The sequence below is a fragment of the bacterium genome (genome assembly GCA_035370465.1).
GTDB lineage: Bacteria > Ratteibacteria > UBA8468 > B48-G9 > JAFGKM01 > JAGGVW01.
In genome coordinates, this window is record DAOOVW010000051.1 from 1 (window position 1) to 10,707 (window position 10,707).

Here is a 10,707-nt window from a genome sequence, read left to right on the forward strand (position 1 = left end):
GGCAGAGCACCGCCCTTTTAAGGCGGGGGTGGCAGGTTCGAGCCCTGCGCGGCCTATTAAAACAGGTAAAACATAGACAAAAAAAATAATTGGGGTAAAATATAAATATAATAAACGAATTAGATAAAAGAGAGAACACCTCCTCAGTACCCCCTTTAAGGGAGAGGTTCCAAAATTATACTGGGACCTCTCCCATTTTTTTTATATTATTTTTTTAAAATTCTAAAACTTCTGATAAAATATAAATTATGGAATTAATAAAAGATGTCCAGATTAAGAATTTAAAAGTCATTCCTGATGAAAGAGGAATATTAATAGAGATTTTAAGAAATGACGACGAAATTTTTGAAAAGTTTGGGCAGGTATATATAACAACTGCTTATCCAGGCGTTGTGAAAGCATGGCATTGTCACCAGTTTCAAAATGATAATTTAACTGTCATAAAAGGAATGGCAAAAATTGTCCTTTGTGATTTGAGAAAAGAAAGTCCAACTTATAAAAAAATTAATGAGTTTTTTGTTGGTATTTATAATCATATTTTAATTCATATTCCTGCTGGTATCTACCATGGGTTTAAGTGCATATCTGAAGAAGAATGTATCGTTTTAAATATCCCTACAAACACATATAATTATAAAAATCCAGATGAGTTACGACTCCCATTTGATACAGATAAAATTCCATATAACTGGGAAAGGAGGAATTATTAAGTGAAAGGGGTAATTCAAAAAAAATTAATATTAAAAAGAGGTGATGTAAAAAATGGGAATTAAATGTAGAGATTGTAATAAAAAAGCTGAAGTGAATATACAAAAAATTTGGATAAAATGGGATTATAATTATAAAGATGACTCATATTCGGATACATTTGAAGCATTGTTAGATGCCGAGGAACCTATAGGAGAAAACAATTTGCATTTTTGTAAAAAATGTTTTTATAAATGGATGTACTGGGAATAATGATAAACGATATATATTCTAATTCTTGCTGGATTATGTCCAGCAATAAAGAAAATTTCAAATATGCAATTGAGATATATAATAGAACTTGGGGTGTGCAAGATAAGTGGTTTCCACAGTGGAAGGCATTAGAGAGGGAAAATATAATATTTTTTTATATTTCAGATAATGTAAAAAAAATAATAGGATGTGGAAAAATTGAAAATAAATTCATACAAAGGGAACCTCTTTGGCCGGATGAAATCAGAGAAAATAAAGTAAAATATCCTCTTAGATTTACCTTCAAAGTAGATATTTTACTTTCCGAAAATGAGTGGAATAATAGAGGTATAGATATTATCAAGTTTATGAAGGAAAATTGGGGAAGAGGGAAATTTGCTGAATTACTGCGGGGTGGTGTAAATTTTATTCAACATAAAGAACTGATAAACTTTTTAATTAGAGAATTTAATAAAAAATTGAGTTATGAAATACTTTTTGACAAAATACCAATTCAATATGAAGAAGAAGTAATAGAAGAACAGGATTTGCATAAACAATTAATAGAATTAATAGTACAAATTGGAAATATGAATAATCTTTTGAGTCAAAAAGAATATAAAATTGATAATATGATATTAGATGTTGTTTGGAGAAGAATTGAAAAGGGTTCTCCTACATATGTATTTGAAGTTCAAGTAGGGGGAGATGTTTATCATGCTTTAAGTAAACTCAAGCATGCTTTTGATTTGTGGAATAGTAATGTTTTTCTTATAATCCACTCTAAAAGAGATGTTATTAAAGCAGACCAGTTATTAGGAGGTACTTTTCATGAGATAAAGGAGAGAGTTAAAATTATTAATTCAAAAGATATTAGAGAACTTTATAAGAGAAAAAAATCTTGGGTAGAGTTTGAAAAAAAATTGGGGATTTTGTAATATTTTTACGATGAATTTTATAAGAGAAACAAAAACACCTGAAAATGTAAAAAAAGTTGCTATTGTTGACGGAATTATCTGGTTTGCAAAGAAGGGGAAAATAAAAGAACAGATTGAAAATATTAAGGATGATGAACTTGTTTTTAGCGCTTTACTATTAGATGAATTTTTGAAAGGAGGAATTATTAAGTGAAAGGGGTTATTCTGGCTGGTGGGCTGGGTAAAAGGTTGTATCCTTTAACAAAAATTACTAATAAACATCTTCTTCCTGTCTATAATAAACCAATGATTTTTTATCCGATAGAAACACTTATTGATGCAGGAATAACAGATATTTTGATAGTTACAGGAGGAAATTTTGCCGGTGATTTTCTCCAACTTCTTGGAAATGGGAAAATTTTTGGACTTCCTAATTTGAACTATACTTATCAAGAAGGAGAGGGTGGTATTGCAGATGCCCTTTCTCTGGCTGAAAACTTCTCAAAAGATGATAAAATTGTTGTTATTCTTGGAGATAATATAATTGAAAAAAGTATAAAAGAACAGGTTGAAATTTTCAAAAAGCAAAAAAAGGGAGCAAGAATTTTGTTAAAGAAAGTTGAAAACCCGGAAAGATTTGGCGTCGTGGAGTTCAATAAAAAAGGAAAAATAAAAAGAATAATAGAAAAACCAGAAAAAGCGCCTACTGATTATGTTGTTACTGGAATTTATATGTATGATAGATATGTTTTTGAAATTATAAAGACACTTAAGCCATCAAAAAGGGGAGAACTTGAAATAACTGATGTTAACAATAGATACTTAAAAAATGGAGAACTTACATATGGAATTATTGATGGTTGGTGGACAGATGCAGGAACTTTTGATTCCCTTCTAAAAGCAAATAATCTTGTTGCGAAAAAAACAAAGAAAAGAAAATGAAAATAGTAATTACAGGTGGGTGTGGATTTATTGGTTCAAACTTTATAAGGTATATAATTAAAAAATATCCTGAATACGAAATTTTAAATATTGATAAACTTACTTATGCAGGAAATCCTGAGAATTTAGGAGATATTGAAAATAATAAAAATTATAAATTTCTAAAGAAAGATATATGTGATAAAAGTATTATTGATGATATATCCGCAGGATCCTTTGGAAAAAATTATGATGTAATAATAAACTTTGCAGCAGAAAGCCATGTTGATAGGTCAATAGGTAATCCAGAAAAATTTCTGAAAACAGATATTTTCGGGACTTTTAATTTACTTGAAATTGTAAGAAAATTAAATTTTAAAAGATTTATTCAAATCTCTACTGATGAAGTTTATGGAAGTATTCAAAAAGGGAGTTTTGATGAGTCAGCCCCTCTAAATCCTTCTAACCCATATTCTGCAAGTAAAGGGAGTGCTGACCTTTTAGTTCTTTCATATTTTAAGACATATAAAAGTCCTGTAGTTATTATAAGGAGTACAAACAATTATGGTCCATATCAATATCCAGAAAAATTTATTCCACTTTTTATAATAAATGCAATAAGAAATAAAAAACTTCCACTTTATGGAGATGGACGGAATGTCAGAGATTATCTTTTTGTTCTTGATAACTGTAAAGGAATAGATATTGTTTTACATAAAGGGAAAGAAGGAGAGATTTATAATATATCTGCTGGTAATGAAAAAGAAAATATATATGTTGCTAATAAAATACTTGAATATTTAGGGAAAGATGAATCTCTAATTGAATTTGTTAAAGATAGACCTGGACATGATAAAAGATATTCAATAAATAGTGATAAAATAAGAAAATTGGGCTGGAAAGATGAAGTTTCTTTTGAAGATGGACTGAAAAGAACTGTTGAGTGGTATAAGGAAAATGTTGAGTGGTGGAAAAAAATACTTAATAGGCAGAGTTATAAAAATTATTATAAAAAACAGTACAGAAAATGAAAATTTTAATTACAGGGGGAAAAGGACTTGTTGGTAGTTATCTCACAAAAATTCTATCAGAAAAATATAATGTTATAAGTACTGGAAGAGAAGAAGTTGATATTGTAAATTATGATAAGTCATTGGATTTTATTAAAAATATAAAACCAGAAGTTATTATACATTGTGCTGCTTTTTCTAATGTAGATGGGTGTGAAGTAGAACAGGAGAAAGCATATAAAGTTAATTCTATCGGGACATTAAATATATCAAAAATTTGTCAAGAGGTAAAAAGCAAACTTATATATATAAGTACTGATTTTGTTTTTAATGGAGAGAAGAAAAAACCATATTCTGAAATAGATATTCCAGAACCAATAAATCATTATGGGAAAACAAAACTTATTGGAGAATATTATGTTTCTCATCTCTTAAATGATTTTGTAATAGTGAGGTCTTCAAGAATCTTTGGCAAAAGTGGAAAAAATTTTGGTTCAAAATTACCAACTCTCTTAAAAAATGACCAGAAAGTCAAACTTACAACTGATATAATAAACTCCCCAACTTATGCATTTGAACTCGCAAAAGCAATAGAGTTTTTAATTAAACAAAATTATAAAGGAATAATAAATATTTGTAATGAAGGAGAATGTAGTTGGTATGAATTTGGGAAAGAAGTTATTAAAATTTTAAAAAAGAAAGAAAGAAGGATAGAAAAAATAAAATTTTCACAATTTGAATATAAAGCAAAAAGACCGAAATATTCTACATTGGATGTATCTTTATTGAAAACATTGGGTTATTATCCTGTTTCCTGGCAGTTGTCTCTAAGAAAATTTTTATCCGACCAGTTTTAGTTATCTTGACAGACACACTTTTATCAGTATAATCTTAATTTAAGTTATATTTTGAATTTGCCCCCATCGACTAGCGGTTAGGTCACCACTCTTTCAAGGTGGTAGCGCCGGTTCGAGTCCGGCTGGGGGCGTTTTTAAAATTTATTTAAAACATTTCCTTAAAATCAAAATTTTCTTCATCATAAGAAATCTCACTTCTATCAATAACTTTTGTTTAAATTACTCTATAAAGATGTAAAATATCAACCCCTATTGTTTTTATAAATTCCATCGCTTCTTTTCTGCTTTCAAACAAAAATTCATATCTTTCCTTAAAAGGTATTTTTTTTATTTCACTTTCTGGGAGTTCTCTTATAGATGCATACATTATATAACCAAAGTAAGGATTTCTTATGAGTTTTATCTCTTCAATAATCTGTTCTCCTGGGCTTATTCCAATAGTTAATGTTTCTTCTGGAGATAAACAGAAATATTCATTTGGTCTCATCCTATATCTTTTTACTTCTTTTTCCATATAAAAATTTTAAAATAATTCTTTCAATGAAGTCAAATTTAATTTTTATATTTACACTTTTTTAATTTTTTCGTATAATAGAAAAACAATGAAAAATCTTAATGCACTTAAAGAATTTAAAGGTATAGCAAATCTTGCGGGCCCTCTTATGCTTATTGAAGGAGTTGAAGGAGCGGGATATGGCGAACTTGTAGAAGTACTTACTCCAGATGGAATGCGGCTTGGAAGAATTCTTGAAATAGAACAGGATAAAGCACTTATTCAGGTTTTTGAAGGAACAAGAGGTATTAGTCCTGATAGAGCAAAAGTAAGATTTACAGGAAAAGGGATTGAATTAGGGGTTTCTCCCGATATTTTAGGAAGAGTTTTTACAGGGATGGGCAAGGTAAGAGATGGAGGACCTGAAATTATTCCGGAAAAATATCTTAATATAAACGGAGAACCAATAAATCCAACAAGAAGAGATTATCCTTCGGAATTTATCCAAACAGGAATATCAGCAATAGATGGGCTAAATAGTTTAGTTAGAGGGCAGAAACTTCCTATTTTTTCTGGTTCAGGGCTGCCTCATAATCTTTTAGCAACTCAAATTGTCAAACAGGCAAAAATTATATCAAAAGAAGAGACAAAATTTGCAATTGTATTTGTTGCAATGGGAATAACTTTTGAAGAGGCAGAATTTTTCCTCAAAGAATTTAGAGATGCAGGTGCAATTGAAAGGACTGTTACATTTATAAATCTTGCAGATGAACCAGCAATTGAAAGGACCGCTACTCCAAAAGTTGCTTTAACAGCAGCAGAATATCTTGCTTTTGAAAATGATATGCATGTAGTTGTAATACTAACTGATATGACAAATTATGCAGAGGCATTAAGAGAAATTTCAGCAGCAAGAAATGAAATTCCAGGAAGAAGAGGATACCCGTCTTATTTATATACAGACCTTTCAACTATTTATGAAAGAGCAGGTAGAATAAAAGGCAAGAAAGGTTCTATTACACAGATACCAATTTTAACGATGCCAGAAGATGATAAAACACATCCTATCCCTGACCTTACTGGTTATATTACAGAAGGGCAGATTATTCTTTCAAGACAACTTCATCTTAAAGGTATTTACCCCCCGATTGATGTTCTAACTTCACTTTCAAGATTAAGAGATAAAGGAATTGGGGTAAATAAAGAAACAGGGGAAATTCACACAAGGCAAGACCATCCGGCAATTGCCAGTCAGTTATTTGCTTCTTATGCAAGAGGTAAGGAAGCAGAAGAACTTGCAATGGTTCTTGGGGAGGCATCTTTAACAGAAGAAGATATTGCACATCTTAATTTTGCAAAGGAATTTGAGGAGAAATTTCTTTCACAGGGAATTGATGAAAATAGGACTATTCAACAAACACTTGATATTGGGTGGCAATTATTGAGAACCTTGCCTATGGATACAATAAAGAGAATACCACCTGAAATAATGGAGAAATACTGGAAAAATGAAAATAAAAGTAAATCCAACGAGAATGGAGTTATTGAAACTGAAAAGAAGAGTACAGGTAGCAAAGAGAGGACATAAACTTCTAAAAGATAAAGAAGAACAACTTCTTATTGAATTTAGAAAACTTTTAGATGAGATAAAAGATAAAAGAAAAAAAGTTGAAGAAGAATTATATCAGTATTATTTAAAAGTAGTTGAATTAAAAGGAATAACTCAAAAGAAGAAATGGGAGAATTTAATTTCCTCTCCATTTATAAAAACAGAAGTTAAGGTTATTAAAAAAAGGATTTTCAATATTCCTGTCAAAGAGATTAATTTTGAAGTCAAAGAAACCCTAACTGACTATTTTTCTTCTCCTTATTATCAATTTTTAATTGAAAAAGGGACAGAAGTTATAAATCGCCTATTTTATCTTTATCATTTAGAAAATAAACTTATAAGTTTTACAGAAGAAATAGAAAGAACAAGAAGAAGAGTAAATGCATTAGAATATGTTCTAATTCCTGGTATAGAAGAAGCAATAAAATTTATAAAGTTTAAATTGGAAGAAAATGAAAGGGCGAACCTGACAAAATTAAAACATCTCCAACTTATTGAATTGAGACATACAAAATCCACTTGAATAGAGAATTAGCCAAAATAAAAGGTAGGAATTAGATTTGTTTTTACTTGAATTTTAAGAGTTTAAAAATCTGTTGTGCCTTAATTTTCAATAATTTTTTTCCCTCTTTCATTGCTTCATCATGACTTAAAAACCCTGGCAGAATACTCATAACAATTATATTTTCTTCATTTATTTTCTTATATATATTTCTTTCAACTGTCCCTGCTAAAATAATTACTGGAACTTTATATTTTTTACAATATTCAATAACCACACCAACAACTTTTCCAAAAAATGACTGTTTATCAAATTTCCCTTCACCTGTTATAACAAAATCACAATTTTTTATTTTTTCTTTAAAATTTCCTTTTTTTAATATTAACTCAATCCCTGACTCTATTTTTGAATTGAAAATTGAAATAAATCCGGATGCAAACCCACCTGCTGCTCCTGCCCCTTTAATTCTGCTTACATCTTTACCTGTAAATTTTTTTAAAACAAAAGAAAAATTTCTTAATCCATCATCAAGAATTTTTACTTCTTTGCTATTTGCTCCTTTTTGCCATGCATAAATATAAGAAGCACCATTTTTCCCATATAGAGGGTTTTTTACATCTGTTAAAATTGTAAATTTAATATTAAAAATTCTTTTATCAACAGAAGAAATGTCAGTCCCTCTAATTTTAACTAAATCCTTCCCTTTGCCAGGAAAAATTGTTTTTCCTTTTTCATCAAAGAACTTTACTCCAATAGCACTTAAAGCACCAATACCTGCATCATTTGTTGCACTTCCACCAACAAATATACTTATATTTTCACACCCATCTTCAATCGCTCTTAAAATTACTTCTCCAACTCCATAAGTTGTTGTTTCTAATGGGTTTCTCTCTTCTTCTTTTAAAAAAGTTAGTCCTGCCTCTTTTGCAAGTTCAATATAAACTGCCTTGCCTTTTTTTAGATATTTTGTCTTAATTTTTCTACCAAGTGGGTCAGAACTTTCTATAAAAACAAATTTTCCTTTAATAAACTTATTTAAAACTTCAATACTGCCTTCTCCACCATCTGCAAGTGGAAAAAGTATTGGAGTACTTTCCGGAAAATACTTTTTAAAAACATTTTTTATTATTTTGCTTCCTTCTAAACTTGTAAAACATCCTTTAAAACTATCAGGACAAATAAGTAATTTCATTTGAATTCAATTAACTTGTATGAAATACTGCCAAGCCCAATTTCTTCACCATATTCAAGTTGATAATTATAAGGAGGTCTTATGCCTTCAAAAACATCTTTGCCATTTACCTTTTTAATAATATCAACACTTGCTCTATCAATTGCAACAGGGTCTTTTGAAACAAGTACTCCAATATCAGGAGATAAAAATTTTCCTGGATTAGAAGCACAATCACATTCAATAGCAATTTTAGTTAAAAAATTTATAGCAAAAAATTTATTCTCTGCATACTGACTTATAACACCTGATGCATATTCTACTATTTTTTCTTGAAATTGAGCAGGAGTAACACTTGACCATGGGATATTTATTGCTTCTTTTGGACAGGTATGGATACAACTTCCACATCCAATACATTTTTTCTTATTTATACTCGCTTTTTTATTTTTGAGTTCAATTGCTTCAACTGGGCACTCTTTTACACATTTTCCACAACCTATGCACTTTGAAATATTAATTTGAGGAGTTATATTTGAATGCATTGCATATTTCCCTTTTCTTGATGCACATCCCATACCTACATTTTTTATTGTTCCTCCAATCGCTGCAAGTATATGCCCTTTAAAATGAGTTAGAGCAATCATTCCACTTACTTCACTATATTCTTTCGCTATATAAATATTTTTAAAATGTTTTCCATTTATTTCTAAAACAACTTCGTCTTTGCCACTACTTCCACCTGCAATTACAACTGGAACTCCTAAATTGTGATAGTTATGTAATTTAACTATTTTTATATGACTTATTGTATTTTCTCTTTCTCCTCTATATAAAACATTTGTATCTGTGAAAAAAGCAAAACATTTTCTTTCTTCCAAAACCCTTAAAATTTCTTTTGAATATTCTGCTGGTATATGATTATTATGTCTTGAATTTCCAAAATGTATTTTAAGAGCAATAGTGTCTTTTTCTCCAATTGAATCAAAAACACCTGTCCACTTAATAAAATCGTACAAAACACTTATTTTTTCAATAGGCAAAAAATAAACACTACTTTTCACTTTCCATCCCTTTTATTATGTTTTTTATTTTTTCTATATCCATTTTTTTTAAAATAATATCACTTTTTTTAAGTTTATCATATTGTTGAGTTGTCTCAATGCCAACACAAAAAATACCGGCCCTTTTTGCTGATTCTATGCCAACTTCTGAGTCCTCAAAAACAATAACTTCATTTTTTTTCAATTTAAGCAATTCTAATGTTTTTATATATATCTCCGGTTCTGGTTTTGCTTCTTTGATACCTTCTCTTGCTACAATAACATCAAAAAAATCTTTTATTCCTCCATATTTTAAAACATTTTTTACAAAAACCATTTTTGAGTTTGATGCTGCTGCAATTTTAAATTTTTTTTCTTTCAAAAAATTTAGTATTTTAATAACACCATCAATAACATTAACTCCATTACTTATAATTTCTAAAAAATATTTTTCTTTTTCTTTACATAATCTACCAATATCTAAATTCTCTGGTATTTTCTTTTGATTTTTTAATTGTATAAGAAATTCTTTATCTGCAATTCCAATTCCCTTTTCATAGTCATCTTTACTTAAAGTTATTCCTTTGGGACAAAAAACATTTTCCCATGCTTCAACATGTATTTTTTCTGTATCAACAAGTACCCCATCTACATCAAAAATTATTCCTTTTATCATCTTTTTATAATGGTGAAGTGAACATTTTCATTTTATATTTTTACCCTTCAAGAGTTCACTTTTCAATACTGTCTTATCAAATGAAAATTCATTCCATCATATAGCTTATATTTCTCTTTTTCCTTTGCTGCCTTGACTATTTAGAAATTACTTATAAAATTTCTAAATACAAAGGGAAAATGAAAATAAAAAAAGACGAAATAAAAACATATTTTTACAAAAGTAGGGGTCCTGGTGGTCAGAGAAAAAATAAGAAAGAAACAGCAGTTAAAATTGTTCATATTCCAACAGGAATTATTGTAAGAGGTACTGAATCCAGGTCTCAAATTGAAAATAGAAAATTAGCACTCAAAAGATTAGAAGAGAAACTTGAAAAATTAAATAAAAAACCGAAAAAAAGAATTCCTACAAAGAAAAGCGAAAAAGTTAAACAGAAACAAATTGAAGAAAAAAGAAAAAAAAGTGAAAAGAAAAAATTAAGAAAACATATCAATCCATACGAAATATAAAACTATATATTAAGGAGTTTTATAGCATTTTCTCTTGCAACTTTATTGAAAACAATTTCT

The 10,707-nt window shown here is 29.0% G+C and carries 14 protein-coding genes and 1 tRNA gene; 11 read left to right on the forward strand and 4 right to left on the reverse strand.

What is annotated here, in order from left to right; all coding sequences use genetic code 11:
• The first annotated feature begins 248 nt into the window (after positions 1 to 248).
• From PLW95_06820 to PLW95_06855, 8 genes are all read left to right on the forward strand, one after another.
• Positions 249 to 710 carry a dTDP-4-dehydrorhamnose 3,5-epimerase family protein gene (locus PLW95_06820; protein HOV22371.1) on the forward strand — a complete coding sequence of 154 codons (462 nt, stop codon included), beginning with the start codon at positions 249 to 251 and terminating at the stop codon, positions 708 to 710.
• A 52-nt stretch (positions 711 to 762) separates the two neighbouring features.
• Positions 763 to 960: a hypothetical protein gene (locus PLW95_06825; protein ID HOV22372.1), complete on the forward strand. Its 198-nt coding sequence runs from the start codon at positions 763 to 765 to the stop codon at positions 958 to 960.
• The gene (locus PLW95_06830) at positions 942 to 1,877 is read left to right on the forward strand and encodes a hypothetical protein (GenBank protein ID HOV22373.1); all 936 of its coding nucleotides are present in this window, start codon (positions 942 to 944) and stop codon (positions 1,875 to 1,877) included. Before PLW95_06825 ends, PLW95_06830 begins: the two co-directional genes overlap by 19 nt.
• A gap of 10 nt (positions 1,878 to 1,887) precedes the next feature.
• Entirely contained in the window at positions 1,888 to 2,070 is a 183-nt protein-coding gene (locus tag PLW95_06835; GenBank protein HOV22374.1) for a hypothetical protein, read from the forward strand.
• Positions 2,067 to 2,798 (forward strand): sugar phosphate nucleotidyltransferase, encoded by a 732-nt coding sequence (locus tag PLW95_06840; GenBank protein ID HOV22375.1) that lies wholly within the window; start codon positions 2,067 to 2,069, stop codon positions 2,796 to 2,798. The genes PLW95_06835 and PLW95_06840 overlap by 4 nt, the downstream gene beginning before the upstream one ends.
• On the forward strand, positions 2,795 to 3,808 hold the full coding sequence (gene rfbB, locus PLW95_06845; GenBank protein ID HOV22376.1) for a dTDP-glucose 4,6-dehydratase: 1,014 nt from the start codon (positions 2,795 to 2,797) through the stop codon (positions 3,806 to 3,808). The genes PLW95_06840 and rfbB overlap by 4 nt, the downstream gene beginning before the upstream one ends.
• On the forward strand, positions 3,805 to 4,644 hold the full coding sequence (gene rfbD / locus PLW95_06850; protein ID HOV22377.1) for a dTDP-4-dehydrorhamnose reductase: 840 nt from the start codon (positions 3,805 to 3,807) through the stop codon (positions 4,642 to 4,644). The genes rfbB and rfbD overlap by 4 nt, the downstream gene beginning before the upstream one ends.
• Before the next feature lie 59 nt (positions 4,645 to 4,703).
• A tRNA-Glu gene (locus PLW95_06855) sits at positions 4,704 to 4,775 on the forward strand.
• 83 nt (positions 4,776 to 4,858) lie between these two features.
• On the opposite strand, the gene PLW95_06860 is transcribed toward PLW95_06855, so the two are convergent.
• The gene (locus tag PLW95_06860) at positions 4,859 to 5,158 is read right to left on the reverse strand and encodes a hypothetical protein (protein ID HOV22378.1); all 300 of its coding nucleotides are present in this window, start codon (positions 5,156 to 5,158) and stop codon (positions 4,859 to 4,861) included.
• A gap of 88 nt (positions 5,159 to 5,246) precedes the next feature.
• On the opposite strand from PLW95_06860, the gene PLW95_06865 reads away from it, so the two are divergent.
• Both PLW95_06865 and PLW95_06870 read left to right on the forward strand, forming a co-directional pair.
• Entirely contained in the window at positions 5,247 to 6,725 is a 1,479-nt protein-coding gene (locus PLW95_06865) for a V-type ATP synthase subunit B (GenBank protein ID HOV22379.1), read from the forward strand.
• Positions 6,646 to 7,269, forward strand: coding sequence for a V-type ATP synthase subunit D (locus PLW95_06870; protein HOV22380.1), 624 nt, complete (start codon positions 6,646 to 6,648; stop codon positions 7,267 to 7,269). Before PLW95_06865 ends, PLW95_06870 begins: the two co-directional genes overlap by 80 nt.
• 43 nt (positions 7,270 to 7,312) lie before the next feature.
• Here PLW95_06870 and PLW95_06875 read toward each other — a convergent pair whose 3' ends face one another.
• From PLW95_06875 to PLW95_06885, 3 genes are read right to left on the reverse strand one after another with little or no spacing between them, the layout of a single operon-like run.
• Positions 7,313 to 8,440, reverse strand: coding sequence for a glycerate kinase (locus PLW95_06875; GenBank protein HOV22381.1), 1,128 nt, complete (start codon positions 8,438 to 8,440; stop codon positions 7,313 to 7,315).
• On the reverse strand, positions 8,437 to 9,483 hold the full coding sequence (locus PLW95_06880) for a DUF362 domain-containing protein (protein ID HOV22382.1): 1,047 nt from the start codon (positions 9,481 to 9,483) through the stop codon (positions 8,437 to 8,439). Before PLW95_06880 ends, PLW95_06875 begins: the two co-directional genes overlap by 4 nt.
• Positions 9,473 to 10,138, reverse strand: coding sequence for an HAD family phosphatase (locus PLW95_06885; protein HOV22383.1), 666 nt, complete (start codon positions 10,136 to 10,138; stop codon positions 9,473 to 9,475). Before PLW95_06885 ends, PLW95_06880 begins: the two co-directional genes overlap by 11 nt.
• 179 nt (positions 10,139 to 10,317) lie before the next feature.
• Here PLW95_06885 and PLW95_06890 point away from each other — a divergent pair, with 179 nt between their 5' ends.
• Complete coding sequence (locus tag PLW95_06890) at positions 10,318 to 10,647, forward strand: peptide chain release factor-like protein (GenBank protein ID HOV22384.1); 330 nt, start codon at positions 10,318 to 10,320, stop codon at positions 10,645 to 10,647.
• The last annotated feature ends 60 nt before the right edge of the window (positions 10,648 to 10,707 follow it).

What these genes read in the sequence shown, in the direction of transcription:
- PLW95_06830 (HOV22373.1), top strand. Translation starts at nt 942, where the DNA reads ATGGATGTACTGGGAATAATGATAAACGATATATATTCTAATTCTTGC.
- PLW95_06870 (HOV22380.1), top strand. Translation starts at nt 6,646, where the DNA reads ATGAAAATAAAAGTAAATCCAACGAGAATGGAGTTATTGAAACTGAAA.
- PLW95_06875 (HOV22381.1), bottom strand. Translation starts at nt 8,440, where the DNA reads ATGAAATTACTTATTTGTCCTGATAGTTTTAAAGGATGTTTTACAAGT.
- PLW95_06860 (HOV22378.1), bottom strand. Translation starts at nt 5,158, where the DNA reads ATGGAAAAAGAAGTAAAAAGATATAGGATGAGACCAAATGAATATTTC.
- rfbB (HOV22376.1), top strand. Translation starts at nt 2,795, where the DNA reads ATGAAAATAGTAATTACAGGTGGGTGTGGATTTATTGGTTCAAACTTT.
- PLW95_06885 (HOV22383.1), bottom strand. Translation starts at nt 10,138, where the DNA reads ATGATAAAAGGAATAATTTTTGATGTAGATGGGGTACTTGTTGATACA.
- PLW95_06865 (HOV22379.1), top strand. Translation starts at nt 5,247, where the DNA reads ATGAAAAATCTTAATGCACTTAAAGAATTTAAAGGTATAGCAAATCTT.
- PLW95_06820 (HOV22371.1), top strand. Translation starts at nt 249, where the DNA reads ATGGAATTAATAAAAGATGTCCAGATTAAGAATTTAAAAGTCATTCCT.
- PLW95_06835 (HOV22374.1), top strand. Translation starts at nt 1,888, where the DNA reads ATGAATTTTATAAGAGAAACAAAAACACCTGAAAATGTAAAAAAAGTT.
- PLW95_06890 (HOV22384.1), top strand. Translation starts at nt 10,318, where the DNA reads ATGAAAATAAAAAAAGACGAAATAAAAACATATTTTTACAAAAGTAGG.
- PLW95_06825 (HOV22372.1), top strand. Translation starts at nt 763, where the DNA reads ATGGGAATTAAATGTAGAGATTGTAATAAAAAAGCTGAAGTGAATATA.
- rfbD (HOV22377.1), top strand. Translation starts at nt 3,805, where the DNA reads ATGAAAATTTTAATTACAGGGGGAAAAGGACTTGTTGGTAGTTATCTC.